This is a genomic window from Streptomyces sp. NPDC001480 (assembly GCF_042894725.1).
GTDB lineage: Bacteria > Actinomycetota > Actinomycetes > Streptomycetales > Streptomycetaceae > Streptomyces.
Map to the genome: position 1 here is coordinate 351,464 of NZ_JBIAVX010000006.1, position 25,005 is coordinate 376,468.

Below are 25,005 nucleotides of genomic sequence, written 5' to 3' on the forward strand. Positions count from 1 at the left end.
GGCACAGCGGCCGTTGTCTTGGCTTCAGGAACCTCACCCGTGCTGTGCCCGACGCCCGCGCCCGCGTGGGCAGGCGCGCGCCGACGGCGGCCTGCTCTGCGGTGCGCGTGCGCCGGGCGTGCGGCGGGTCAGTCGGGCAAGCGGTCGAGCAGCCAGTGGCACAGCTCCTCGGTGACGGCAGTGTGGTCCGTCGTGGTGGAGGAGCAGATGTAGTCGTCGACGTCGCTCTCCGACGGGTCGAGTCCGTCGATGTTCGCGTACAGGTCCTTCTGTACGTCGATGTCGCGGATCGAGACGGCGCTGACCGAGGGCACGAAGCAGACGCTCTCGTGCCGCAGGTCGACCTGGGCGCCGAACTTCTTCAGCGTGTCGGCGAGGATCCCGTAGGAGCGGAGGCTGCCGCCGGGCGCGCCGTCGAGTTCCGGGAAGCCGGAGGTCTTGATCGTCTTCTCGGCCTTGGGGAACCTGCGCTTCAGCTCGGCGACGATGACGTCTCTGCCCTGGGCCTGGGTGAAGAAGGTGGAGCCGGGGTAGATCCGCTCGACCTTCAGCGCGGTCTCGCCGGGCGCGACGGACAGGCCGGTGCCGTCGCCGCGGCCGTTGGCGAGCGCGAGGATGCGGGGGATGCGCGGCCAGTTGCCGACCCGCTCCAGCCGCTCCAGGAACTCCGTGCGCTCCGGTGCGATCCCGATCTCGCCGCTGCTGGGGTCGTAGTGCCGCCAGAGCATCTGCCGGGCGGCCGGGCTGTTCATCTGCCGGGCGAAGTCGTTGGCGACCGGGATGAAGTGGGCGAACGCCTGGACGCCGACAGGGATGACGGCGCCGCGGTGCGGAGTGTCGTAGGAGAAGTACACGCGGGTGCGGTGGTCCATCCGCTGCGTCTCCATGCGGGCGAGGGCGTAGCGGGTGATCAGGCCGCCCATGCTGAAGCCGCCCACCGTCAGCCCGGCGTCTCCGAGCTGCTCGGCCACGGTCCGCATGATGCACGCGGTCGCGGCCTCGGCGTTGTCGAGGACGGAGGCGCTGCGCTCCTCGAATCCGAGCAGGATGACGTCACGGCCGCGGCGGCGCAGCTCGCTCAGGAAGGGGTAGTCGCCGTCGAGGCCGGCGTAGAGCCACTTCAGGTCGCTCCTGCCGAGGTTGAAGCCGTCGGCCATGATCACCGGCCGGGTGATGCCCTGGTTGCCTTCGCCGTAGAATACGTGGGCGAAACCGTTCGGCAGTGGCCACTCCTCGTCCGGCTCCGGCACCTGGTAGGGCAGCTGGGCCGGGGGCGTGGAACTCAAGGGGGTGGAGAGCGTGAACGCGCCGACGCTCTTCTCGGCCTTCTCGTCCTGCTGTTCGGACACAGCCGGTCTCCTTCCGGATCCGCGCAGGGCGCAGCAGCCCGGCGGACCCGGGCTGGATGGCTGCGGACAGTGCGAAGATCACCACCATCTTCAGCACACTCTCCGGCGCCTCTCCGTACGCCGCTCGCTGAGTCCCTCGTACGGATGCGGCCCGGCGGCACTGGTCGTCGGCGCCACCCAGTTCATCCGGGCCACCGGAGGACGCCCCGCTGGGCAGCGGCTGCGTCGTGGGCTTGAAGCGCGTGCCGGCCCGGGGCACCGAGACCGAGCCTGCCGAGCGCGTAGGCGGTGGGGACCGTCAGCGGCGCGGCGAACCTGACCAGGTCCATCCCCATCGTCACCGGCCGCTCGCGGTGGTGGCCGAGGGGGCGCCGCCGGGGCCCACATCGAGTTTTGAGACACGTTTTACGCAACGCATGCAACTGCATCCCGCCCCCGCACCGTCTGACAGGGAGTCGGGCCCGTCAGGGCCGAAGCGCGAGAGAACGGGGCAGGTCGTGGGACGGCGCAAGGGCAGCATAGGGATCGCACTCGTCACGGGTGCCATGCTGGTGGGCGCGAGTGCCTGCGGCGGGGGCGGCAGTGACAAGGCGAGCGGTGACGACGCGAAGGCGTCGGGCAAGCCGAGCGCGAGCGCCTCTCCCAAGCCGACCAAGCCCGCGGGCCCGCCGATGCTGCTCGAGACGATCACCCCGCAGACGGGAACCACGGTCGGCGTGGCCATGCCGATCTCGGTGGTCTTCACGAACCCGGTGGCGGCAAAGGCACGGGCCACGGTGGAGAAGCACATGAAGGTGACCGCCTCCAAGCCGGTGGCCGGCGCCTGGCACTGGTTCGGCGACAGGCGCGCCGACTGGCGACCGAAGACGTACTGGCCGTCCGGCACCAAGGTGAAGATCGACGCCGACATGAAGGGCGTCAACAACGGCAACGGACGCTACGGCGTGCACAACTACACCCACAGCTTCACGGTCGGCGACGACGTGCGCGCGGATGTCTCGGTGACCGGCCACACCATGAAGGTGACCCGGAACGGCGCGGTGGTGCGCACCCTGTCCATCAACGCGGGCAGCCCCCAGTACCCGACGTGGAACGGCACCATGGCCGTCATCGACAAGGAGGAGAAGGTCCACATGACCTCCTGCAGCGTCGGCATCAGCTGTGACAAGGGCAGCCCCAACTACTACGACCTGACGCTGCCCTGGGACGTCCACCTGACCCAGTCCGGCACGTACGTGCACTACTCGACCGGCGACCCCAATCCGGGCAGCGGCAGCGCCCGCGGCTCGCACGGCTGCGTCCATCTGTCCATGTCGGACGCCAAGTGGTTCTACGGCCAGGTCAAGCAGGGCGACCCCGTCACCATCACCGGCTCGTCCCGCGCCAAGGCCTCGCCCGACAACGGCTACGCCGACTTCAACCTCGAATGGGACCAGTGGCTCGCGGGCAGCGCGTCCGGGGAGGGGACGACCGCGACGCTGTGATGCGCTGCGGCGCGGCGCCGCTCGGCACGCGATGACATCGCCCGCGAAGCCACCGCCGGACGAGTCGGAGACGCGCCCCTCTTCACGGACCTCGGTGATCGCCGTCCCTGAGAACCAGCAAGGCCGCGGGTTGCCCCGCGGCCGCGGGGGCGGCAGGCCGCCCGCCCACTACGGGACCTCGAACGCGACGGCCTGCTCATCCGCACCGTGACACCCACGGTCTGCGTCACCGGCCGTAATTCACTTGACCCTGCCCCGGGTCAACGCTGCATCGTGTCGGGGACACCACGAGTCGTGGTGCTGGTATCCCGGGGAGGCAGCGGCAGCAATGCGGATCCGTTCCACGACCGACCAGGACCTCGACGTCTTCGTCGACACGCTCCATGCCGCGTTCGGACGCTTCCCGGAAACCCCGGGCGAGGACGGCGGAGGAGTCTGGTGGTCGGCGCTCGAAATGGACCGCAACCTGCTCGCCGTGACGGAGGACGGGCGGCCGGTCGGCACCGCCGGTGCGTACTCCTTCGAGCTCACCCTGCCCGGTGAGATCCTCGTGCCGGCCAGCGGGGTGACCGTCGTCGGCGTCCTGCCCTCGCACCGACGCCAGGGCATCCTCAGCGCGATGATGCGCCATCAGCTCACCGAGCTGCGGGCCCGAGGGGAGTCCCTCTCCGTACTGCTGGCCTCCGAGGCCCTGATCTACCGCAGGTTCGGCTACGGACCGGCGACCTACACGCAACGGCTGACGGTGCCGCGCCACCAGGCCGCCCTCGCCCTCCCCCGTGCGTACGGAACAGCCGACGCCCCAGCGACCGGCTCGGACACCGGCACGGTCGAGGTGCTGCGACGTGCCCAGTGCGGCGACATCCTGGAGGAGGTCTACGACCGGTACCGCCGCGCACAGCCCGGCGCGCTCTCCCGGCCGCATCGCTGGTGGACCTTGGGCGCGGGGCAGCCGCCGGTCTCCTCGGCGCCGCGCTACATCGCCGTCCACCGTGACGCCGACGGCGTCCCCGACGGGTATGCCAGCTATTCGTTGGGGGATTCCGAGACGCTGACGGTCGACGAGACCATCGCCATCGACGACGCCGTCTTCACGGCCCTGGCCCGGTTCGTACTCGGACACGACCTGGTCACTCAGGTCGTCTTCAAGCACTTCCCGCCCCAGCACCCCCTGCGCTGGCAGCTCACGGACTTCCGCGCCGGCCAGGTGAGCGGCGACACCGACTGGCTCTGGGTGCGGCTGCTGGACGTCCCGCGTGCGCTGACCGCGCGCGGCTGGTTCATGGACGGCGAGCTCGTCCTCGACGTCGACGACCCGTTCCTCGGCGAGCACGGCCGCTATCTGCTGACCGTCCGGGACGGCAAGGCCGACTGCGTCCCGACGGACCGGGAGCCCGACCTGTCCCTGGACGTGAGCGACCTGGGCTCGATCTACCTCGGCGGCACCGCCCCGAGCACGCTCGTGCGCGCCGGACACATCCGGGCCCATCGCCCGGGCGCGGCCGCCCTCGCTGACGCCCTCTTCCGCGCCGAACGCTCCCCGCACTGCCTGCACTGGTTCTGACCGCGCGCCCCGACGTCGCAGAAGCGGATACGGACGCGGCCGTGTCCGTGTCCGTGTCCGTGTCCGTGTCCGTGTCCGGGATCAAGACATGTTGACGACAGTCGTGCCGACCCAGCGACGGTAGGCGTCCACGTCGACGTTGCTGCCGCACACGATGGTGACTACGTGTCGGCCGGTGAAGCGCGTCCGTGGGACATCGCGGCGCTGATCCCGCTCGTCGAAGAGGCCGGTGGTGTCTTCAGCGACCTCTCCGGCCGGCAACGCATCGACACCGGGGCCGCGTTGTTCGCCCGGCCTGGGCTCCACCGTCAGCTCCTCGACATCGCCAGGTCAGCGCAGTGACATGAAAGGTGTCGCTGTCCTTCACGCGAGCGTCGGCCACCGATCTGCAGCCCACTCCAGCCACCCAGCCCACCCAGCGGGCGGCCGCCCGATCTCACCCCCATCGAGCTCCAGGGCGTCGGGTTCCTCGAACAGCGTTCTCCAGCGCGACAGGTCCGTTTCGCTGATCGGGAAGGTCTGATTCGGAGTCGTGGACTGGCGGTGGGCGATCCGAGCGCGCTGGATCTCGGAGTCCACCGGCACATACACGAGCTGACAGGACGCGCCCGCCGACTCCACCAGCCAGCGAATCGCAGAACGCTCGTCACGAGACCAGCATCCGAAATCCACGATCACGCTGGTCCCCAGTTTCAGAGCGTCCAGCGCGAGCGAGAGCAGCCGTCCCTCCAGTACGTCGCGCTTTCCGTCCGCCTCCGACTCACCGAACAGCGGAATCATCCACTCATCAGGTGTCAGCCTCAACGCCGTGTGTTTCTTGGCGAGTTGCCGAGCCATCGTGGTCTTACCAGCCCCCGGCAGGCCGACCATCAGGAACAACGTGGTCACACCCACATCATTCACGAAGAGCGGCGCAGGGTGTTCCACAGGGTGCAGTGGTGGGCGGCGGCGGTCGTGTTCGTGGGGCCGGTGCGGTCGGGGGCCGGGGATTGGACGGAACCGGGCGTCCAGGTAGGAGTGTTCGGTGTGTTGGGGTTGCCGGTGCGGGCCGCTCCAGTAGTCGATCACGGTGTCGGCGAGGCGGTGCTGGGCTGGGGCCATGGCGCGGAGACGGCCGCCGAGGTCGAAGAGGTAGGTCAGTTCGCTGGCGTGCGGGGCGCCGAGCGGGAACGGGGTGGGGGCGGGGATGAGCGGCGGGGCGTGTTCGTCGGCGAACTCGTGGTGCCAGAACGGGACATGGGCCGCGAGGAGCGTGCCGGTTCGCAGGGCGGGGCAGGAGTGGTTGGAGTCTCCGATGGCCGCGCCGAGGACCGGGCCGCCGTTCGTTCCGGTGACCGGGTAGGTGCGGGCGACGGCGGGGGCCTGTACGGGGTCGGGGAGGAAGTCGGCCACCGCCCGGGGCCAGTTGGCGGGCGTGATGCGGGTGCCGGCCTGGATGACGGCGGCGGCCCAGCCGTTGCCCTCGTCGGGGTTGGAGCCGATGAGGACGGGTACATGGTGCACGGCGCCTCGGGCGAGCGCGGTGTTCGGGTCGCGAGGCAGGAGGCCGGTGGCGTAGGCGGGCTGCTGCGCGGGGTCCTGGGCGGTGAGCGGACGGGGCGAAGGGACGGTCGGCGCGGCCGGTGCACGGTCCGCTCTCGATGACGGCGCGGTCGAACAGGCCGGCGGCGGTCGGGGAGGCGAGCTGCGCGCATACGCTGAAGCCGCCCGCGGACTCGCCGGCCAGGGTGAGGTTGTGCGGGTCGCCACGACCCGGATCGTCATCAACGGCATCCCATCAACAGCGTTCGCAGGAGCGGCCGGGCGGCCCTTTCCGTCCATGATGACGTGCACCGCGTCAGGCAGGGAGGTACGGCTCCTGTACACATGACTGACAAGAAGCTGTCACACGCGGATCGGAATGCGGGTTCGGCCGACGCCCGTTCCTACTGGCATGACTGTTGGAGTAGCGCTCAACGCGTCCGACGCGCGGAATCAGGTCGACGCCACCGTGCGGCTTGCCCAGGAGGCCGCGGCCGCCGGTCTACGGTCGGCTTGGTTCGGCCAGACCTTCGGCGCGGATTCGCCCCAGCTCGCGGCCATCGTCGGGCGCGAGGTACCCGGACTTCATGTGGGCACCTCCGCGATCCCGATCTTCGGCCGCCATCCGCTGCTCGTCTCCAGCCAGGCCCAGACCGCTCAGGCCGCGACGCACGGCCGCTACCACCTCGGTCTGGCCCTGGGCACGAAACTGCTGACGGAGACCGGCTTCGGCCTGCCCTTCGAACGCCCCATCGCCCGCCTGCGTGAATTCCTCACGGCGCTGCGGCAGTTGACGCAGACCGGCACAGCCGACTTTCACGGTGAGCTGCTCACCGCGAGCACGCCGGTCCCCGCGCGCGTGCCGGGCGCCGAGAGCGGTGTCCCCGTGCTGGTCGCCGCCATGGGGCCGCAGGCGCTGCGGGTCAGCGGCGAGCTGGCGGACGGGATCCTGCCCTATCTGGCGGGGCCGCGCGCCCTGGCGGAACACATCGTTCCCGCTCTGACCGCCGCGGCCGAGGCGGCCGGCCGTCCCGCGCCCAGGGTCGTGGCCCTGGTGCCGGGTGTGGTCACGGACGACGTGGATTCGGTGCGGGCGAAGGCCGTCGAAAGCCTCGCGTTCTACGAGCAGATCCCGTCCTACGCGCGGGTCATCGAGCTCTCCGGCGGCCGACGCGCAGCCGACGTGGCCGTGATCGGCGACGAGAAGGCGGTCGAAGCGGAGGTACGGCGTTACCGCGACGCCGGCGCCACCGAGGTCGTGTTCTCGGCCACCGAGATCGCCGGAGAGGCGGACCGCCGACGCACCTGGGCCCTCCTCGGACGGCTGGCCGGCTGAGAGCTCCCGTCGGGCCGCCGGCCCGACGGATGTCCTGCACCCTGTGCGAGGCCGAGCCTCGCGGAACGAAGGAGAACGCATGACCGCCGAGGTCACCACTTCGGACCTCCAGGCCTTCACCGAGAACTGGTTGGACTGGTCCCGCACCCATGAGGCCCGGCTCGCCGACCCACACGGGTTCCTGGCGATCACCGGCCTGCACTGGCTCGACGACCGGCCGCAGCGCTTCCCCGACGCGCCCGGCGCGTGGCACACCGGCCGCGACGGGGTCGTCGTCACCCTCGACGACGGCGAGGAACTGGTCGTCGACGGAACGCCGGTGCGGGGTGAGCACCGTTTCGGCGTGCTTCCCGAGCGTGGCGGCGTCGACGCGGTCTGGGGAGACGCCGTCATCGAGGTCGCCAAGCGCGGCGGCAACGACATCGTGCGCCCCCGGCACCCGGACGCGCCGCTGCGCACCGCGTTCACCGGAACACCCGCCTACGCCCCCGATCCGCGGTGGGTCGTGACAGGCCGGTACGTCCCCTTCGACACACCACGGCCGACCACAGTGGGCGCCGCGGTCGAGGGCCTTGAGCACGTGTACGACGCTCCGGGCCGGATCGAGTTCGAGCTGGACGGGCGTCAGCTGTCCCTGACCGCGTTCCCCGGCCATGGTGCGGGCCGGCTGATGGTCCTCTTCACCGACGCGACGTCCGGTGTCACCACCTACGCCGCCAACCGGGTCCTGGCCCTGGAGCCGCCCGGCGCCGACGGCTCGGTCGTCCTGGACTTCAACCGCGCCGCGAACCTGCCGTGCGCCTACACGGACCTGGCCACCTGCCCGCTGCCACCGGCCGAGAACCGGCTGCCGGTGGCGATCGAGGCGGGTCAGAAGATTCCCCGCGAGCGCGGCGGGTCCTGATGAAAACCGCTGTACCGATGCTCTCGATGCGCGCACCCGGTGCGGCGCCGCACGGTGCGCGCACCGGTGCGCGGCTGATCATCCGGCGGCACGTCGACTACTGCCGCACCTCGTCCGCGGTCTGTCCTTCCGCACACGTCTGATCTCCGCCGGCCCCGTCCCGCCGGCCGTCTCGTCGTGGCCCTGCGGCCGCGATTCCTCGTGTTCTCGGAAGGAACGACCATGTCCGGACCCGCCCTGCATCTCGCCGTCGAGGTCGACGGCGACGGCTCCCATCCCGCGGCCTGGCGCCGTGCCGCCCACGCCCCCGACCAGTTGCTCACCCCGCGCCGCGTGGCCCGGGTCGCCACCGTGGCCGAGAACGCGGGCTTCACTCTGATCACCCTGGAAGACGGCGTGCTGCCGCCCGGAGCCGCACCGGATCCTGTGGGCCGCATCGGCGCGGTGGAGCGGGCGGCCTTCGTCGCCGCGTCCACCAGCACCATCGGGGTCGCCCCTGTCGTACCGGTCACCTACGCCGAACCCTTCCACATCTCCAGTCAGCTGGCGTCCCTGGACCACATCTCCGCCGGCCGCGCCGGATGGGTGGTGACGGAGGAGGAGCGTCCCGAGGCGGCCCGGGTCTGGGGGCGGCCCCTGGTCGCCGGTGCGGCCGCACGAGCCCAGGAGTCCCGCGACGGCGTGGAGGTGGTGCGTGCGCTGTGGGACTCGTGGGAGGACGATGCGGTCATCCGGTCCGTGGCGACCAGCCGTTACCTCGACCGCGAACGGCTCCACTACATCGACTTCACCGGGGAGACCTACGCCGTCAAGGGTCCGGCGATCGTGCCGCGCCCGCCCCAGGGACAACTCGTCGTCCTCGGCCGGCCGGACAGGGTTCCCCCCGCGCGGCTCGACGTCGCCCTCGTCGAGGGCCGGGACCTCACCGCGGTGGCAGCCTCCGCCGCCTCCGCCACTGCCGCCGGCACACCCCGCGTCTTCGCCGAGGTCGAGGTGGCGCTGGACACGCCAAGTGCCACGGCCGCGGAACGCGTCGCCGACCTGGAACGGTACGCGCCGTGGACCGACCGGGGAAGGCTGCGGCACATCGGCTCCGCCGAGCAACTCGTCGCGTGGCTGACCGAGTTGAGCGGGACCGTGGACGGTGTACGGCTGCATCCGCTGGTGCTGGACGAGGACCTGCCCGTCCTGTCCCGCCTCGTCCTGCCCGCCCTCGTCGAGCAGGGCCTCGCCGCCCGCCCGCTGCCCGGCACGTCCCTGCGCTCGACCCTGGGGCTCCAGCGCCCCGCCAACCGCTTCGCCGCCGCGGCCGTCCAGGAGGAAGCCCGATGACCCGCACCGATCCCCTCGACGTCCCCCGGCCGCACGCCCAGCTCCACCTCGGCGTGTTCTTCCAAGGTGTCAACCACTGGACCATCTGGTCCGCCCCCGAGAGCGGCTCCCAGATCGATCCCGCCTCCTTCCGCCGGGTCGCTCAGACAGCCGAACGCGGGCTGTTCGACGCGTTCTTCCTCGGTGAGGGACTCCGGCTGCGCGAGGTCGACGGCAAGATCCACGATCTCGACGTGGCCGGACGTCCGGACGCCATCACCCAGCTCGCCGCGCTGGCCGCCGTCACCCGCCGGATCGGCCTGGTCAGCACCTCCAACTCCACGTTCAACGAGCCGGCCGATCTCGCCCGGCGCCTGTCCGGACTCGACCTGCTCTCCGAGGGCCGCGCCGGCTGGAACGTGGTGACCACGGACAACGCCTGGACCGGTGCGAACTTCCGCCGCGGCGGCTACCTCGACCACGCCGACCGCTACCGGCGCGCCGAGGAGTTCCTCACCGTGGCCCGCGCGTTGTGGGACGGCTGGGAGGAGGGTGCCGTCGCCGGCTCCGTGAGCGCCCCCAGCTGGTCGGCGCCCGGTGCCGTACACCAAGTCCGCCATCGTGGAGCGCAGTTCGACGTCGACCTCACCCCGACCCTGCCCCGCAGCGCTCAGGGTCATCCCGTCGTCTTCCAGGCCGGGGACTCCGGTGAGGGACGCGACTTCGCCGCCCGGAACGCCGACGTCATCTTCTCCGCGCACGGCAACGACTTCGACGACGCGCTGGCCTTCGCCGACGACATCCGGCTCCGGCTGCGCGCGGTCGGACGGCCCGACGACGACCTGCGGATCCTGCCCGGTACGGAGATCATCCTCGCCGCCACCGAGGAGGAGGCGCTGGAGAAGAAGCGCTGGATACGGCTGCAACAGGTCACGCCGGCCACGGCGTTGGGGGTCGCCGGGCTGCTGTGGGGCATCGACCTGTCCGACCGCGACGCCGACGGTCCGCTGCCCGAGGAGGATCCGGTCGTCACCGAGAACGACGGCTCCTTCGGTGCCCGGCGTATCGCCGACCCGCGTGCGGTCGTGGCCGAATGGCGGGCGAAGGCGGAGGCCCACGGCTGGTCGCTGCGCGAGACGGTCATCGCGCTCGGCCCACAGCGCGGTCACGTCGGCACTCCGTCCGGCCTGGCCGACAAGTTCGCTCACTTCGTGCGGCACGGCGCGATCGACGGCTTCAACGTCACGCCGTACCTGATCCCCGACGGCCTCGACGACATCGTCGACCTCCTCGTCCCGGAACTTCAGGAGCGCGGCGTGTACCGCACCGAGTACACCGGCTCCACGCTGCGCGAGCACCTCGGCCTGCGCGCACCCCTCACCCACCGGTCGGCGCCCGACCGACGGCAGGCGAGCTGACCGCCGAACGTCCCGCTCTCCCAGCCGGCCGGACAGGGCACCGCGCCGACGCCCCGACCAGCGTGGCACGGCTGGGGCGAGCCGCTGGACGGACCGGCTGAACACAGCGACCGGCCCAGGGGGTCGAGCCGGGAAGGCACCACGCCGCCATGCGGCCGACTCCGGACAGGGGATCACTGATGCTGCCAGCGCTCATCGCGACGCCGGGCCGGCGTCCCGTTCCCGACCGCCTCGACGGTGCGGCCGCCGTGCTGCGTGCCGTACTGCACCGGGGGCCACTGGCTCGTACCGCGATCATCCGGCGAACGGGGCTGAGCGCGGCTGCCGTTTCCCGGCACACGGCCGAACTGCTCGCGCTGGGACTGGTCTGGCAACCGCCGCGGCCCGAGCAGCGGCCCCGGCCGGGACGCCCCCGCATCCCGCTCGACATCGACACGTCGCACCACGTCGTGGCTGGCGTGCACCTCGCCGTGCCACGGCTCACGTTCTCGCTCACCGATCTACGCGGGCGCGTCATCGCTCGTGAGCGTGTGCCCAGGCAGTCGGAGCCCGGCGCGGTGCTCCACGATCTCGCCGTACGGCTGCCGGGCTTCCTGCGCCGCTACACGAAGGGGTGCTCGGTGCTCGGACTCGGCGTGGTCACCGGCGGCCGGGTGGATCCGGACGCGGGGGTCCTGGTCGAGAACGCCGCGCTCGGCTGGCGTGACGTCCCGCTGCGGCGTCTGCTGCAACCGGTTGTCCGACTGCCTGTTCACGTGGAGAGCCACGCCCGGGCGTTGGCCCGTGCGGAACTGCTGTTCGGCACGGTCGGCGGCGGCGATCTGGTGCACCTCTCCGTGGGCAACGCCGTGGACGCGGCGATCGCCACGGGCGGCGACCTGCTCCAGGGTCGTGGACACGGCGCCGGCGGCGTCGCCCACCTGCCCGTTCCGGGGTCGGTCACGCCGTGCCCGTGCGGTCGCACCGGTTGTCTCCAGGTCAGCGTGGCCGATCGCACCGTCGCGGAGCGGGCCGTCGCCGCAGGCATCACCGCCCACGCCGACCTGCGCCTGCTGCTACGGGCCGCTCGGAAGGGGGATGAACGCGCTGTGGAACTGTGCCGCTCCAGACTCCGGATGGTGGCAGGCGCGGTACGGCCGATGCTGGACGTGATCAGTCCGGACGTGCTGGTCCTGACCGAGGCCGTCACCCTTCATCTGCCCGAGCTGCTGGCGGAGTTGAGGTCCGAACTGGGGGGCGCCGGTCATCTGGTGCGAGCCGGCTCCTTCGGCACGGACACGCTCTCGATGGCGTCCGTCGCGCCCGTGCTCAACGCCGTCTACCAGGACCCGCTGGGGCTGCGCACGACCGGCAGCGCCCGGTGAGTGGAACGAGGCGGAGTTTCTTCCGTGCGGCTACAAAAACTTGTGCGCCCGGTCGCGCGCGCAGCACACTCCTCCCATGGACGCGCAGCGCAAGGCGACGATCCGGGCAGCCGCGGACCGGCACCCCGTGGACGCCTTCCGCGCGCACCACTTCGCCGGACTCGGCTGTCGCGCCCGCTGACCGGCACTCCGCCGAGGCGCGTCTTCGTGACCGCACCGCGGCGTTGACAGGCACAGCCTTCTTCCTTCGCACCCTGCGCGGCAGCGCCAGGCCGGCCTCTTCCACGCCTTTGAGCAACGGAGTCGGCGGGCCGGCACCGCACCTGCCCTGACGCCGCCGTGGCCGCGTGCGGACATGACCCGAAAGGACACCGTCCCCATGAGCACGCTCACCGTCCGCCCCGTCGCCGGTCATATCGGCGCCGACATCGACGGCATCGACCTCGCCCAGCCGCTGTCCACCGATACCGTCGAGGTGATCAAGCAGGCCCTCCACCGCCACAAGGTCGTCTTCTTCCGGGGTCAGCAGCTCGACCATGCCTCGCAGATCGCCTTCGCCCGCCACTTCGGCGAGCTCACCTACGCCCACCCGCACGACGACGCCCCGCCGGAGGACCACCCGGAGATCTTCACGATCGACCCGCGCCGCTTCGAGCAGCGCTACGGCAAGAACTTCCGGGACGAGTACCGCAAGCGCCAGTACAGCTACTTCGACGGCTGGCACACCGACGTAACCGCCGCCGTGAACCCGCCCGCCGGCTCCATCCTGCGGGCGGAGACCGTCCCGCAGATCGGCGGCGACACGCAGTGGACCAACCTCGTCGCCGCGTACGAGGGCCTGTCCGGCCCCGTCCGCGCCTTCGTGGACACGCTGCGTGCGGAACACCGTTACGGCGGCAGCAGGCCGGTGGACGGCGACAGCGACTACGCCCGCCGCGTCAACGACAACCTGCTGGTGGCCGTCCACCCCGTGGTGCGGGTGCACCCGGAGTCCGGGGAGCGTGCGCTGTTCGTCAATCCCGGCTTCACCAGCCACATCGTGGACGTCACGCCGAGCGAGAGCAAGCGCATCCTCGACCTGCTCTACGCCGAGATCACTCGCCCCGAGTACACGGTTCGCTTCCGCTGGGAGCCCGGGCACGTCGCCTTCTGGGACAACCGCGCTACCGCCCACCTCGCCCCGCGCGACCTCGACCACCTGGACGTCGAACGGCGTCTGCACCGGGTCACTCTGATCGGCGAGGTACCCGTCGGACCGGACGGACGCGAGTCCGAACTGGTCGCCGGGCGCCCCTTCACCGCCGACCACCGCGTCGCCGTGGCCTCCTGACCTCACCGACCACGGTCACCGGCTGCCGTCGTGCCGGTGACGCCGGTGAACAGGTGCGGCCGGTCGTGAAGTCGGGCCGGCCGCAACAGGCCCATCACCTCGGTCGCGTCAAGGAGCGATCTGGTTCTCCCTGTCCGCGATGCGAGACCTGTCCGGAAGTTCTTGACCAACGTGGTGGACGTCTGCTGAACTCCCGTTCCATGAACCCGCGCGTGGACCTCACTCGGCGGCGCCACATCGATCTGGCGCACGTCTCCAGCGCGTTTTGTTGTCTCTGATCCGGCAAGTGGTCCCCGGCAGCAGCTGGTGTGCACCGACGGTGCGTGCCGGGCTGGGGCGGTGCGAAGCCGCCCGTAACGCGGAACCACCCTGCGGGATCGTCGTCTCCGCCTCCTGAGCGCACCTTCTTCTCCGGCGACTCATCGATCGCACTGGTGAGCCGTCAGCCGGTTCGAGGCCCAGGACGTGGCATGCCCTCGGGATCGGCGAGTCAGCACCCGCCGGCCGGAGCCCGATCTTCCTCCTCCCCACCCCTCAGCACCCGGTGGTGCGCCCACTTCCCCGAGAAGGGCCTCCTCATGCCTGTGTCCATCCGTAAGCTCACCGGCCGCATCGGCGCGGTCGTGGAAGGCGTCGACCTCACGGCACCATCCGACCCACTGACGGTCACGACGCTCCGTGACGCCCTCAACGAGCACAAGGCGCTCGTGTTCGACGACGTGCACCTCGACAACACCGGTCAGGAGCGCGCGGCAGGGTGGTTCGGCGAACTCACCACCGCACACCCGAACGTGCCGGCCGCTGACGGCACGACGAACGTGCTGGCCGTCGACAGCGAGACGTCCAAGGCCAACGAGTGGCACACGGACGTCACCTTCGTGGTCAACCCGCCGCAAGTCACCACGCTGAGGTCGATCGTCACCACGCCGTACGGCGGCGAGACGCTCATCGCCAACGCCGCCGCGGCCTACCGCGAGCTGCCCGAACCGCTGCGGGGCCTCGCGGACTCGCTGCGCGTCGTGCACACCAACCAGTACGACTACGCCCGGCCTTCGGCCACGACCGCGCAGCGGCAGGAGTACGACAAGGTCTTCGTCTCCACACCCTACGAGGCAGAGCACCCGGTCGTGGGGGTGCATCCACTGACAGGCGAACGCGGCCTGTTCATCGGCGGGTTCGCCAAGCGGATCGTCGGCCTGTCGAGCAACGACTCGGCCGAGCTGCTGCGCATCTACCAGTCGTACGTGACGCGTCCGGAGAACATCCTGCGCTGGGCCTGGTCGCCGAACCAGCTGCTGATCTTCGACAACAGGATCACCCAGCACTACGGGGTGGACAACTACGACGACCACCCGCGCCGCCTCAACCGGGTGACGGTCGCGGGAGACGTGCCGGTCGGCGTCGACGGCCGCCGCAGCGAGCAACTCGTCGGTGATGCCTCGCACTACAGCAAGGTGCCGGCGGTGGCGGCATGAGCGAGGTCCGCATCCTGGCGCCGGCCGTCACCAAGGCCCCGGACGCCGAGACGACGAGCGCGCGGGAACGCGAGGTGTTCCTGCCGCGCGACGCCCGCCGTCGAACGCCGCTCAGCACACTCCGCGAGCGCCTGCGCTGGCCGCTGGGCATCTACACGACTCCCGTCGTGATCCTCATCGCCTGGGAGGTCCTCGCCCGGGCCGGGGTGCTGGCGAAGACCTACGCTCCGGCACCGACATCCATCGTGAAGTCCGCCGCCGATCTGTGGCAGCAGGGCGTCCTCGGGCCCGACCTGGCCATCTCGCTGCAGCGGGCCGGCATCGGTCTCGCGATCGGTCTGACGGTGGGCATCGTCACCGGAGTGCTCGGCGGGCTGCTGCGCAGCGGTGAGTACCTGTTCAACGGCCTCGTGCAGGTGCTCAACACGATCCCCCTCCTCGCCGTACTGCCGTTGATGATCGTGTGGTTCGGCATCGACGAACTCACGAAGGTGCTGCTGATCTCCTTCGGCGCCGGCGTGCCGATGTATCTCAACCTTTTCGCCGCGATCCGGGGCGTCGACCAGCGGCTGATCGAGATGGCGCGGACGACGGGCGCCGGCACCTGGCGCCTGGTGACGCGCGTGCTGGTGCCCGGAGCCCTGCCGGGTTTCCTCGTCGGCCTCCGGTTCTCCCTCGCGTACAGCGTCCTGGGCCTCGTCGCCGCCGAAACGGTCAACGCGGACAAGGGACTTGGCTTCCTCATCACCCAGGGGCAGACCTATCTCCAGACCAACCAGGTCTTCGTGGGGCTGGTGATCTACTCGCTCCTCGGTCTGCTCGCCGATCAGTTCGTCCGGGCTCTCGAGCGGGTGCTGCTGCGGTGGCGGCCGAGTTATGAGGCGTCATGAACAGCGCGGTAGCGATGGAGTCCCGTCGGCAGACCGGGGTCGTCGTCGAGCAGGTGGTGCGTCGGTTCGGTGACCGGGTGGTGCTCGACCACCTCGACCTCACCATCGACGAGGGGGAGTTGGTGATTCTGCTCGGCCCCTCGGGCTGCGGGAAGAGCACCCTGCTGCGGCTGCTCGCCGGACTGGACCGGCCCGACGGCGGGCGCGTGGAGGTCCCGGCGAAGCGTGCGATCGTCTTCCAGGCCGACCGGCTGCTGCCGTGGCAGCAGGTCCTGCGCAACGTCACGCTCGGCCTGTACGGTCCCGACGCGGAACAGCGGGCCCGCGATGTGCTGGCCGAGGTCGGCCTCTCGGGCCGTGAGAAGGCATGGCCCAAGGAGCTCTCCGGTGGCGAGGCCCAGCGGGTGTCGCTCGCCCGGGCACTGGTATCGGAGCCCGAACTCGTGCTGCTGGACGAGCCGTTCGCGGCCCTCGACGCCATCACACGGCTGCGCATGCACGACCTCCTACGCGCCCTGCGGGCCAAGCACCACGCCGCCATGCTGCTCGTCACCCACGACGTCGACGAGGCGATCGCCCTGGCGGACCGCATCGTCGTCATGAGCAACGGCCGCATCGGCACCTCGCACCAGGTCCACCTCTCCGCCGCGGACCGCGAAGCGAGCGTCGCCCGCGAGGAACTCCGCGCCCGGCTCCTGGACGACCTCGGCCTCGCCGGCCAGCACTGACCTCCCGAAAACCCTCATCCAGCACAGCCAGCACAGAAGGTACGACACACCTATGCGTAACAGAACCACCAGAGTCATCGGCGCCGTCGGCTCGCTCGCCCTGGCGAGCACCCTCGCCGCCTGCGGATCTTCTGCGGACACCGCCGCGCCGCTGAGCAACGCCGGCGACGCGAGCGACGCCAAGCACCCCGAGTGGAGCAAGTACACCTTCACCATCGGCGACAACGGCGGTGACGGCAGCCAGGAGCTGGCGAAGATCACCGGCGTGTTCGACAACGCGCCCTACAAGGTGAAGTTCGCCCGCTTCACCTACGGCCCGCCGCTCGTGCAGGCCGCCGCCTCGGGCGACATCGACCTCGGCAGCGTCGGCGACGTGCCGCCGATCACGGGTGCCGCGAAGGAGTACGGCTTCAAGGTCGTCGCCGTCAACCGCTCGCTCAGGCCCGACCAGGCGGGGGAGAACATCATCGTGCCGAAGGGCTCGAAGCTGAAGACGGCCGCCGACCTCAAGGGCAAGAAGATCGCTGTTCCGCAGGGCAGTTCGGCCCACGGCCTGGCTCTGAACGCGCTGAAGAGTGTCGGTCTCACTCCCAAGGACGCCAAGCTGGTCTTTCTCGACCCGGCGGCCGGTGCGACGGCGTTCAACACCGGCAAGGTGGACGCCTGGTCGATCTGGAACCCGCAGTCGGCGATCGCGGTCAAGAACGGTGCGCGGATCGTGGTGAAGGGTCTGCCGCCGATCGACCAGACGAGCAGCTACTACGTCGCCAGTGACACGTCGTTGAAGGACAAGACCAAGCGCGCGGCTCTCACGGACGTCCTGAAGAGGCTGTCGCGCGAGTTCGCCTGGGCGGTCAAGAACCCTGCCAAGTACGCGCAGGCGCTCTCGAAGGAGCAGGGCATCCCGTTGGCCGACGCCAAGGCGTCCCTGGCCGCCTACTCGAACCGGGTGACCCCGGTGGAGCAGTCGGACATCGAGCTGGAGCAGAAGCTCGCCGACGCCTTCCTGGAGGCGGGCCAGATCACCAAGAAGGTCGACGTCAAGTCGATCACCGACAACCTCCTCCCGGCCGGCTACGACAGTTCCAAGCTGAAGGTCACCTCATGAGCACGAGACGGCGTCGGCTCCATCTCAACGCCTTCCTGATGGAGGCCGGCCACCACGAGGCGGCGTGGCGGCTGCCGCACAGCAATCCCCGGGCGGACTTCGACCTGCGGCACTGGATCGAGCTGGCGCAGCTGGCCGAGAGCGCCAAGTTCGACTCGCTGTTCCTCGCGGACGGCCCGGCTCTCATCGGCACCGGCGAGTTCCGCCCGCCCGGCCAGCTCGAACCGCTGACCCTGCTGACCGCGCTGTCCCAGGCGACCAGCAGGATCGGCCTCATCGCGACCGTGTCGTCGACGTACAACGAGCCGTACAACCTCGCCCGTCGGCTCGCGTCCGTCGACCACGTCAGCGGCGGTCGGGCCGGCTGGAACATCGTGACGTCGGCAGGGGCGGACGAGGCGGCCAACTTCGGCCTCGACGACCGCCCCGGCCACGCCGAACGCTATGCCCGCGCCGACGAGTTCCTGAAGGTCGCCAAGGCGCTGTGGGACAGCTGGGAGTCCGAAGCCGTCGTCGCGGACAGGGCCACGGGACGCTACGCCGACCCCGAGCGGCTGCACCGGCTCGGCCACGAGGGCAGGTACTTCAAGGTGGCCGGCCCGCTCAACGTGGAGCGTCCGCCGCAGGGCTACCCGCTGCTCGTCCAGGCCGGTTCCTCCGAGGACGGCAAGGACTTCGCGGCCCGCCACGCCGAGGCGATCTTCACCGCCCACACGACGTACGAGCGCGCCGCCGCCTTCTACGCCGACATCAAGACACGGACCAGGGCCGCGGGGCGCGACCCGGACGGTGTGATCGTCCTGCCCGGCATCGTCCCGTACATCGGGGCGACCGAGGAGGAGGCCCGGGCGCTCGCCCGCCGGTTCGACGAGTTGCGCGTCCCTGAGTACGGACTTCGCCAGCTGGCCGCCGTGTTCGAGACCGAGCCGTCGGTCTTCGAACTGGACGAGCCCCTGCCCGACTTCATCCTCGCCAGGCCGAAGCTGGAGGGCTCACAGAGCCGCTCCGACCTGATCATCGACCTCGCGGTGCGCGACAGGCTGACGGTCCGGCAGATCATCTCACGGCTCGGTGGCGGGCGCGGTCACTTCGAGCTGGTCGGCACGCCCGAGCAGGTCGCGGACACGATCATCGCCTGGTTCGAGGGCGGTGCCGCGGACGGGTTCAACATCATGGCGCCCGCCCTGCCGTCGGGCCTCGTGGCCTTCGCCGAGCACGTGCTGCCGATCCTGCGCGGCAAGGGGCTGTTCCGCGAGGAGTACGAGGGCACCACGCTGCGCGAGCACTACGGGCTCCCGGTCCCGGCGAACCAGTTCCATGCCTGACCTGCCTGCGACTCCCGCCGCTGCCCGCAGCGGCGGGAGTTCAGCCACCCACGTACCAGGTGAAGCCGCCGTTCGACGCCGCCACGGCGAGCAGCACGACGAAGATGACCAGGTCCACGATGCCCAGGATGATCCCCGCCTTCGCCATGCCGGCGCCGTTCTTGGCTCCTGCCTGCCGCAAGCCCACCGCGCCGAAGACGATGGCCAGCGGCCCGAGGACGAGGTTCAGGAAGAAGACCCCGACGATCCCGCAGACGAGGCCGGCGATGGCCAACCCGTTGGTGCGCGACGACGCGGCAGGGGAACCGCCGTAACTTGTCATGAGACACCCTCCGTTGGTCTTTGACATGCGCCGTGGCCAACTCGCCTACGACGCTTCACACTTGCCTGACCACCGGATGCCCCCTGCCTGTCCGGGCATGCCGGGGAGGGACGTCGGTTCTGGGCGGTGAGACGGCCCGGACCGCGATCAGGGGATGAATTTCACCTCCGGGAAGGCCGCGGACGGGCTCTCGAGCAGGTTCTGCGGGCGGTGCCGCAGATGCAGGTCGAAGAACGCGCGCGGGTACGCCTGCTGGATCCTCAGCGCCCGGACCGGATCGAGCGTTCCGATCCAGTCCCGGAGCTCCTCGTCGCTCATCCCGATCACTGTCGCCAGCTGCGGTACGAGCACCTGGTTGTCGCAGTACGACGAGTGGACCGCGCCGTCGGCCTGAACGTTGAGCCGCCATCCCCGCAGATGCGACCAGAACTCGGCGACGCTCGGCTCCTCGGCCCGGGTGAACACGGCGGTCATCATCATGAACGGCCGGTCCAGATCGGCGGTGATCGTCGGTTCCATGGGCCCGTCGAAGCTCAGCCCGGCCCGGACGCGCTGGTCCTCGATCATGACGAGGGCGGTCGCCGTGCCGCCCTTCGACCAGCCGAACATGCCGATGCTGCGCAGGTCGAGGGCGCCGCACAGGCCGGCCGGCAGCGGTCGGTGTTCGGCGTCGGGGTTGCGCCCGGCGTCGAGGTCCTCGATGCGGTCGACGACGAACCGGATGTCCCTGGCGAAGTCCGCCGGCCCCAGCGCCCGTTGCGGGTCGTGGAGCGGGACGACGACCCGGCCGTCGGGGAACTCGCTGAACGCGTCGTCCGTGTGGTCCACCGTGACCACGACGTAGCCATGACTGGCGAGCTCCTGCACGACGACGGTGGCGTCGGAGCGGTGGTCGTGCGCGCCGTGCGAGAACACGACGACGGGCAGCCGTCCCCCCGTTCGCCGCACCGGGGCACCCTCGTGACCGGCCGTGAGCGGTGCGAGCACGGCGTCCGCGGCGAACCCCGCGGACGTCAGGAGCGCCCGCAGCGGCGCGGCGGGCATCCAGGGCGCCCTCGGGTACCGCCGCACGTCGCGGGCGGGGTACCAGACACTGGCCATCAGCTCGCGGTGCCGGCCCGGGCCGGCCGCGGGATCCGGGCGTGAGGCGTCCACGAGGTGCAGCGACACCGTGCCCACCGGGTACGGCCCGGTCGGCTCGGGCAGGATGAGCCGCGGCGGGCCCGCGGGCCGGGCGGCCCACGCGGGGCGGGCGACGCCGAGCGGCACGGCGGCACCGGCCGCCAGTACGGTTCCCAGCAGGTGACGGCGCGTCACCCCGTTGTGTCCACCGCTGTTCGTGCGCGTGTCCATGTCCATGCCGGAACGCTGTCATGCGGTGCACCCGAGCACATCCGACTGGCGAACGCATGACGCGTCGCGCATGGACCCACAGGTGTACATCTGTGGGTTGAGCCCCGGAACTCGACGGTTTCCGTCGGCGCGACTCACGGGTCGGGTGTCTGTCGCAGGGCCGCTCTACCAGGACCGCACCAAAGCGACGAAGCGTGCCCTGGTCACCGACCACTTCCAGGGCCACGCAACTCCTGCTGAACTGCTGCGGTCACGTCACCATGGCACGACTCCGTTGTCGTCGAACAGCTGACCGGTGGGGCCGTCGTCGGGCAGCGTCGCCAATCGGATGGCGGCCACCGCGCCCTGCTCAGGGGTCTGCGTACCGCTGAACCCATTGAGGTCGGTGGCCACATAGCCGGGGCAGGCGTTGTTGATCAGAATGCCGGTGCCGCTCAGCTCCTTGGCGTACTGGACGGTGACGGCGTTGAGGTAGGTCTTCGTCGGCGCGTACGCCCCACTGATGCCGCCGAGATCGACACCGGGCGTGGTCTGCAGGGTCAGGGAACCGACATGGCTGGACTGGTTGACGATCCGCGGGTGCGCCGAGCGGCGCAGCAGCGGCAGCATCGCGTTGGTGACCCGGATGACGCCGATGACGTTGGTCTCCACCAGCCGCCGTACGGTCTCCAGGTCGATCGTCGCAGGCTCCTCCGGCCTGCCGCCCGCGACGCCGGCGTTGTTGACCAGCGCATCGAGGCGCCCCGCTCGCTCCTCGATCAACCGCGCTGCGGCGGTCACGCTCTCGTCGTCGGTCACGTCCAAGGGCACGCCGAACGCGTCGGCACCTGCCGCTCGCAGTTTCGCCACGGCGTCCGTCCTGCGCTGCTCGTCCCGAGCGCCCACACCGACGCTCCAGCCCAATGCGCCGAGCCCGGCGGCGATTTCGTAACCGATTCCCTTGTTCGCGCCGGTGACCAGCGCGATCGTCTTCTGAGTCATGACAGCGAGCATGGCTGCGCTGGGACCGTCCACCAACACCCTCTCGGCAACGCAGCGATATCCGGGCGACATAGATCGACCGTCCTTCGGCGATACGGTGCGCGCATGGAGATACGCGAGCTGCGGTACTTCGTCGCCGTCGCCGAGGAACTGCACTTCGGCAAGGCCGCCGAGCGTCTGGAGATGGCCCAGCCGCCCCTCTCCCGCGCCATCGCCCGGCTCGAACGGCGGCTCGGGGTAACGCTGCTGGAGCGCACCAGCCGCAAGGTCACGCTCACCGAGGCCGGGGCCGTGCTGCTGTCCGAGGGGCGCGCTGTCCTCAGCGCGGTGGCCACAGCTGAGCGGCGTACCCGGCAGGCCGCGCAGAGGCGCCCCCGCCTCGTCCTCGCCGTCAAGTCCGGCACCGCGGGCGAGTTGCTGGCCAAACTGCTCGACGCCTACCGCGCGGAGCCCGGCGCGGCCATCGTCGACCTGTTGCTCTGCGAGGCGCACCAGCAACAGAAGCTGCTCCAGAACGGGCAAGCCGATGTGGCTCTGCTGCATTTGCCATTCGATTCGGCGGTCGGGCTCGACACCGACATTCTGTACACCGAGGGCCAAGTGGCGATCCTGCCCGTCTCTCACCCACTCGCGGGCCGCCCTCGGATTCGGGTGGCCGAGGTCGCCGCGTTGCCGGATCTCCCGATGGCTCGCTGGCCCGGTCCCGACGGCAACTACCCGGAGGGGCAAGGGGCGGAGGTACGGAACCTGACACAGCTCCTCCAGTTGATCGCGCTCGGCCGTACCACCGTGATCATGCCCGAGTCCGCCTGCACCGACCTGCGCCGGGATCTCGTCGCCGTACCGGTCCAGGACGCTCCGCCCGTGACGACGGTGATCGCCTGGCCGCCGCAGAGCCGACAGCGCGAGGTCGCCGACCTGATCCGCGTGGCAACACGTCTTTGACGGACTGCTCCGCACCCGCCCGCACGGGCGGCCGAAGTCTCAGCCGCGTTCGCGGAGGTACGCCTCCAACTCGGCGGCCCCGGTCAGCATCGCCCGGCCGCGGGCGGACAGTCGGCCACGCCAGTCGCACAGTGCGGCTTCCAGTGGCTCCAGTCCGCCGGCCGCCCGTACCTGGGCGATCAGCGGGGCGATCTGCTCCAGCAGGTAGCCGCCCCGCCTGAGTTGATGGGCCAGCCGGGCATCCCGTACGTCGGCGTCGTCGTAGACGCGGTATCCGGTCCGTGGGTCGCGGCGCGGGCGCACCAGCCCGGCGCGCTCCCATTTGCGCAGCGTCGCGGGCCGGAGGCCGAGTTTGCCTGCCAGCGGTCCGATGAACGTGTCGCCGGGTTCGGACGCCGTGGTGGGCCCGAGGTCACGGAGGGCGCTCTCCACGGCCTGGAGGGTCCGGCGGTCGTCGAGGAGCTGGGCGTGACTCTCGTCCATGAGGCGGAGCGCCTCCTCGATCGCGTCCTCGTTCACCGCCCGCATGATCGACGTCGCCGTCCGGTGGCCGTGGCCGGGCACCAGGGCGAGGAACGCGCGCAGGGCTGCCGCGTGCAGCGAGGTGTAGACGCGGTAGCCGTGGGGCGTGCGGTCGGCGGCCGGAAGGATGCCGGCCTCCTCGTAGTTCCTGATGGCCTGCGTGGACAGACCGTGCCCGCGCGCCAGATCGACCGGCCTGAGCCGATCTCCGTTTTGAGGGTTCTGCCCCATCCTCCTGCCAGGATCGTCCAGTTTCACGGGAAAGTTTCAATCGAAGGTTCAACGATACCGTTGAAGGCATGGCAACCGACATCAAGGGCACCACGTATGCCGTCGAGGCGTCCGCCGTCATGAGGGTGCTCCCGGTCCGGCCCCGGATGCTCGCCCTGGGCGAGCCCACCCACGGCGAGGACACCCTGCTCGAACTGCGCAACGAACTCTTCCGGCAGCTCGTCGAGCAGGAGGGGTACCGGACGATCGCGATCGAGAGTGACTGCATGATGGGCCGGGTCGTGGACGACCACGTCACCTCTGGCACGGGCACCCTCGACGAGGTCATGGAGCACGGGTTCAGCCACGGCTGGGGCGCCTCCGCGGCCAACCGGGAACTCGTGCGCTGGATGCGCGCCCACAACGACGGCCGGCCCGCGTCCGAGCGGCTCCGCTTCGCCGGTTTCGACGGCCCGCTGGAGATCACCGGAGCCGCGAGCCCCCGGCAGGCGCTCACCGCGCTCCACCGCTACCTCTCGGCCCGGGTGGACGCGGACCTGCTCCCCTGCACCACGGAGACGCTCGACCGTCTGCTCGGGGCCGACGACGGGTGGACCGAGCCCGCCGCCATGGTGGATCCGGCCCGGTCCGTGGGACGGTCGGCCGAGGCCAGAGAGCTGCGGCTGCTCGCCGACGACCTGGTGGAACTGTTCGACGAGCAGACTCCGCACCTGCTCATGACGACATCGTGGGACGAGTGGGACCGGGCGCGCATGTACGGGCGCACCGCAACCGGCCTGCTGCGCTACCACTACTGGATGGCCGACACGTCACCGAGCCGTATGGCACGGCTGCTGGGGTTGCGGGCCTCGATGATGGCCGCCAACCTGCTCGCCGTTTCCGAGCGGGGACCGGCGCTGGTGCACGCCCACAACGGGCATCTCCAGCGGGACAAGAGCACGATGCGGATGGGCGGCCTGCCGCTGGAGTGGTGGAGCGCCGGCGCACTCGTGAGCGCCCACCTGGGCGAGGAGTACGCCTTCCTCCCCACGGTCGTCGGCACGATCCGGCACCAGGGAGTGGACGCCCCGCCGGCGGACACCCTCGAAGGCCTCCTGTACACGCTCCCGGAGGACCGCTGCGTCATCGACGCCCCCCGGCTGGCCGACGCCGTCGCAGACGCACGCCTCGCCCCCCCGCGTGTCCCCCTACTACGGCTACTCTCCATTCGACCCGGCCCACCTGGCCGGAAGCGATGGGTTCTTGTTCGTCAAGGATCTCCCGCAGGACCAGGGAGCGCGTGCAGAGAATGGGAAATGACGATCTCCCACCTCTTGAACCGGCCTTTCCCGGTCCGGAACGTGACCGTGGTGTGGCGGCGATCCTGAACGGTCGGAAGACCGCTCACAGGCCTCCTGGAGCTCGACGACGACTTCGCACGGGCCGAGGGACGCGGCTACGCCGATGCCGCACAGTGGCGGGCGGCCCACGAGGACTTCTTCCGGAGCGTTGATCCGCACGGCGGGGCGGGCCAGGGCCTGCCTGCCCCGCCCCGCCCCGCCCCG

The 25,005-nt window shown here is 70.7% G+C and carries 21 protein-coding genes and 3 pseudogenes; 16 read left to right on the top strand and 8 right to left on the bottom strand.

Annotated elements, in window-relative coordinates:
- Window positions 1–128: 128 nt before the first annotated feature.
- The gene (locus ACFY01_RS17150; RefSeq protein WP_390736512.1) at window positions 129–1,349 is read right to left on the bottom strand and encodes an esterase/lipase family protein; all 1,221 of its coding nucleotides are present in this window, start codon (window positions 1,347–1,349) and stop codon (window positions 129–131) included.
- Between the two features lie 497 nt (window positions 1,350–1,846).
- Here ACFY01_RS17150 and ACFY01_RS17155 point away from each other — a divergent pair, with 497 nt between their 5' ends.
- From ACFY01_RS17155 to ACFY01_RS17165, 3 genes are all read left to right on the top strand, one after another.
- Window positions 1,847–2,833, top strand: coding sequence for an Ig-like domain-containing protein (locus ACFY01_RS17155; protein ID WP_390736513.1), 987 nt, complete (start codon window positions 1,847–1,849; stop codon window positions 2,831–2,833).
- 328 nt (window positions 2,834–3,161) lie between these two features.
- Complete coding sequence (locus ACFY01_RS17160; RefSeq protein WP_390736514.1) at window positions 3,162–4,397, top strand: GNAT family N-acetyltransferase; 1,236 nt, start codon at window positions 3,162–3,164, stop codon at window positions 4,395–4,397.
- A gap of 165 nt (window positions 4,398–4,562) precedes the next feature.
- Window positions 4,563–4,739, top strand: coding sequence for an inositol monophosphatase family protein (locus tag ACFY01_RS17165; RefSeq protein ID WP_390736515.1), 177 nt, complete (start codon window positions 4,563–4,565; stop codon window positions 4,737–4,739).
- Window positions 4,740–4,760: 21 nt separating this feature from the next.
- Here ACFY01_RS17165 and ACFY01_RS17170 read toward each other — a convergent pair whose 3' ends face one another.
- From ACFY01_RS17170 to ACFY01_RS17180, 3 genes and pseudogenes are all read right to left on the bottom strand, one after another.
- Complete coding sequence (locus ACFY01_RS17170) at window positions 4,761–5,285, bottom strand: AAA family ATPase (RefSeq protein WP_390736698.1); 525 nt, start codon at window positions 5,283–5,285, stop codon at window positions 4,761–4,763.
- Window positions 5,286–5,507: 222 nt separating this feature from the next.
- A pseudogene (locus ACFY01_RS17175) lies at window positions 5,508–5,939 on the bottom strand (carboxylesterase family protein); the annotation flags it as partial.
- A 136-nt stretch (window positions 5,940–6,075) separates the two neighbouring features.
- A pseudogene (locus tag ACFY01_RS17180) lies at window positions 6,076–6,123 on the bottom strand (hypothetical protein); the annotation flags it as partial.
- A 207-nt stretch (window positions 6,124–6,330) separates the two neighbouring features.
- On the opposite strand from ACFY01_RS17180, the gene ACFY01_RS17185 reads away from it, so the two are divergent.
- The 11 genes from ACFY01_RS17185 to ACFY01_RS17235 all read left to right on the top strand — a co-directional run bounded on the left by ACFY01_RS17185 (window position 6,331) and on the right by ACFY01_RS17235 (window position 19,107).
- Window positions 6,331–7,254 (top strand): LLM class F420-dependent oxidoreductase, encoded by a 924-nt coding sequence (locus tag ACFY01_RS17185; protein WP_390736516.1) that lies wholly within the window; start codon window positions 6,331–6,333, stop codon window positions 7,252–7,254.
- Between the two features lie 79 nt (window positions 7,255–7,333).
- Complete coding sequence (locus tag ACFY01_RS17190; protein ID WP_390736517.1) at window positions 7,334–8,158, top strand: DUF1684 domain-containing protein; 825 nt, start codon at window positions 7,334–7,336, stop codon at window positions 8,156–8,158.
- Window positions 8,159–8,380: 222 nt separating this feature from the next.
- The gene (locus tag ACFY01_RS17195; protein WP_390736518.1) at window positions 8,381–9,490 is read left to right on the top strand and encodes an LLM class flavin-dependent oxidoreductase; all 1,110 of its coding nucleotides are present in this window, start codon (window positions 8,381–8,383) and stop codon (window positions 9,488–9,490) included.
- Window positions 9,487–10,887, top strand: coding sequence for an NtaA/DmoA family FMN-dependent monooxygenase (locus tag ACFY01_RS17200; RefSeq protein WP_390736519.1), 1,401 nt, complete (start codon window positions 9,487–9,489; stop codon window positions 10,885–10,887). Before ACFY01_RS17195 ends, ACFY01_RS17200 begins: the two co-directional genes overlap by 4 nt.
- 179 nt (window positions 10,888–11,066) lie before the next feature.
- On the top strand, window positions 11,067–12,251 hold the full coding sequence (locus ACFY01_RS17205) for an ROK family transcriptional regulator (protein ID WP_390736520.1): 1,185 nt from the start codon (window positions 11,067–11,069) through the stop codon (window positions 12,249–12,251).
- A gap of 379 nt (window positions 12,252–12,630) precedes the next feature.
- Entirely contained in the window at window positions 12,631–13,581 is a 951-nt protein-coding gene (locus ACFY01_RS17210; RefSeq protein WP_390736521.1) for a TauD/TfdA dioxygenase family protein, read from the top strand.
- A 578-nt stretch (window positions 13,582–14,159) separates the two neighbouring features.
- Complete coding sequence (locus ACFY01_RS17215; protein ID WP_390736522.1) at window positions 14,160–15,056, top strand: TauD/TfdA dioxygenase family protein; 897 nt, start codon at window positions 14,160–14,162, stop codon at window positions 15,054–15,056.
- On the top strand, window positions 15,053–15,946 hold the full coding sequence (locus ACFY01_RS17220) for an ABC transporter permease (protein WP_390736523.1): 894 nt from the start codon (window positions 15,053–15,055) through the stop codon (window positions 15,944–15,946). The genes ACFY01_RS17215 and ACFY01_RS17220 overlap by 4 nt, the downstream gene beginning before the upstream one ends.
- Window positions 15,943–16,674, top strand: coding sequence for an ABC transporter ATP-binding protein (locus ACFY01_RS17225; protein WP_390736524.1), 732 nt, complete (start codon window positions 15,943–15,945; stop codon window positions 16,672–16,674). The genes ACFY01_RS17220 and ACFY01_RS17225 overlap by 4 nt, the downstream gene beginning before the upstream one ends.
- Before the next feature lie 52 nt (window positions 16,675–16,726).
- Entirely contained in the window at window positions 16,727–17,782 is a 1,056-nt protein-coding gene (locus ACFY01_RS17230; protein WP_390736525.1) for an aliphatic sulfonate ABC transporter substrate-binding protein, read from the top strand.
- Window positions 17,779–19,107, top strand: a complete 1,329-nt coding sequence (locus ACFY01_RS17235) for an LLM class flavin-dependent oxidoreductase (protein WP_390736526.1) — start codon at window positions 17,779–17,781, stop codon at window positions 19,105–19,107. The genes ACFY01_RS17230 and ACFY01_RS17235 overlap by 4 nt, the downstream gene beginning before the upstream one ends.
- 40 nt (window positions 19,108–19,147) lie before the next feature.
- Here ACFY01_RS17235 and ACFY01_RS17240 read toward each other — a convergent pair whose 3' ends face one another.
- The 3 genes from ACFY01_RS17240 to ACFY01_RS17250 all read right to left on the bottom strand — a co-directional run bounded on the left by ACFY01_RS17240 (window position 19,148) and on the right by ACFY01_RS17250 (window position 21,775).
- Window positions 19,148–19,429 (bottom strand): DUF4190 domain-containing protein, encoded by a 282-nt coding sequence (locus tag ACFY01_RS17240; RefSeq protein ID WP_390736527.1) that lies wholly within the window; start codon window positions 19,427–19,429, stop codon window positions 19,148–19,150.
- A gap of 147 nt (window positions 19,430–19,576) precedes the next feature.
- A complete protein-coding gene (locus tag ACFY01_RS17245; RefSeq protein ID WP_390736528.1) occupies window positions 19,577–20,788 on the bottom strand; it encodes an alpha/beta hydrolase family protein in 1,212 nt (403 codons plus the stop codon).
- 249 nt (window positions 20,789–21,037) lie between these two features.
- Window positions 21,038–21,775, bottom strand: coding sequence for an SDR family oxidoreductase (locus tag ACFY01_RS17250; RefSeq protein ID WP_390736699.1), 738 nt, complete (start codon window positions 21,773–21,775; stop codon window positions 21,038–21,040).
- A gap of 93 nt (window positions 21,776–21,868) precedes the next feature.
- Between ACFY01_RS17250 and ACFY01_RS17255 the strand changes: the two genes are divergently transcribed.
- Window positions 21,869–22,708 (top strand): LysR family transcriptional regulator, encoded by an 840-nt coding sequence (locus ACFY01_RS17255; protein WP_390736529.1) that lies wholly within the window; start codon window positions 21,869–21,871, stop codon window positions 22,706–22,708.
- A 39-nt stretch (window positions 22,709–22,747) separates the two neighbouring features.
- Here the strand turns inward: ACFY01_RS17255 and ACFY01_RS17260 are convergent, their stop codons facing one another.
- Entirely contained in the window at window positions 22,748–23,461 is a 714-nt protein-coding gene (locus ACFY01_RS17260; RefSeq protein WP_390736530.1) for a TioE family transcriptional regulator, read from the bottom strand.
- Window positions 23,462–23,529: 68 nt separating this feature from the next.
- Here ACFY01_RS17260 and ACFY01_RS17265 point away from each other — a divergent pair.
- Window positions 23,530–24,760: pseudogene (locus ACFY01_RS17265) on the top strand (erythromycin esterase family protein).
- Window positions 24,761–25,005: the final 245 nt, after the last annotated feature.

Coding starts and splice junctions, on each gene's coding strand:
- ACFY01_RS17235 (WP_390736526.1), top strand. CDS start 17,779: ATGAGCACGAGACGGCGTCGGCTCCATCTCAACGCCTTCCTGATGGAG.
- ACFY01_RS17245 (WP_390736528.1), bottom strand. CDS start 20,788: ATGGACATGGACACGCGCACGAACAGCGGTGGACACAACGGGGTGACG.
- ACFY01_RS17205 (WP_390736520.1), top strand. CDS start 11,067: ATGCTGCCAGCGCTCATCGCGACGCCGGGCCGGCGTCCCGTTCCCGAC.
- ACFY01_RS17255 (WP_390736529.1), top strand. CDS start 21,869: ATGGAGATACGCGAGCTGCGGTACTTCGTCGCCGTCGCCGAGGAACTG.
- ACFY01_RS17260 (WP_390736530.1), bottom strand. CDS start 23,461: ATGGGGCAGAACCCTCAAAACGGAGATCGGCTCAGGCCGGTCGATCTG.
- ACFY01_RS17195 (WP_390736518.1), top strand. CDS start 8,381: ATGTCCGGACCCGCCCTGCATCTCGCCGTCGAGGTCGACGGCGACGGC.
- ACFY01_RS17190 (WP_390736517.1), top strand. CDS start 7,334: ATGACCGCCGAGGTCACCACTTCGGACCTCCAGGCCTTCACCGAGAAC.
- ACFY01_RS17160 (WP_390736514.1), top strand. CDS start 3,162: ATGCGGATCCGTTCCACGACCGACCAGGACCTCGACGTCTTCGTCGAC.
- ACFY01_RS17185 (WP_390736516.1), top strand. CDS start 6,331: ATGACTGTTGGAGTAGCGCTCAACGCGTCCGACGCGCGGAATCAGGTC.
- ACFY01_RS17220 (WP_390736523.1), top strand. CDS start 15,053: ATGAGCGAGGTCCGCATCCTGGCGCCGGCCGTCACCAAGGCCCCGGAC.
- ACFY01_RS17210 (WP_390736521.1), top strand. CDS start 12,631: ATGAGCACGCTCACCGTCCGCCCCGTCGCCGGTCATATCGGCGCCGAC.
- ACFY01_RS17215 (WP_390736522.1), top strand. CDS start 14,160: ATGCCTGTGTCCATCCGTAAGCTCACCGGCCGCATCGGCGCGGTCGTG.
- ACFY01_RS17230 (WP_390736525.1), top strand. CDS start 16,727: ATGCGTAACAGAACCACCAGAGTCATCGGCGCCGTCGGCTCGCTCGCC.
- ACFY01_RS17240 (WP_390736527.1), bottom strand. CDS start 19,429: ATGACAAGTTACGGCGGTTCCCCTGCCGCGTCGTCGCGCACCAACGGG.
- ACFY01_RS17225 (WP_390736524.1), top strand. CDS start 15,943: ATGAACAGCGCGGTAGCGATGGAGTCCCGTCGGCAGACCGGGGTCGTC.
- ACFY01_RS17200 (WP_390736519.1), top strand. CDS start 9,487: ATGACCCGCACCGATCCCCTCGACGTCCCCCGGCCGCACGCCCAGCTC.
- ACFY01_RS17250 (WP_390736699.1), bottom strand. CDS start 21,775: ATGCTCGCTGTCATGACTCAGAAGACGATCGCGCTGGTCACCGGCGCG.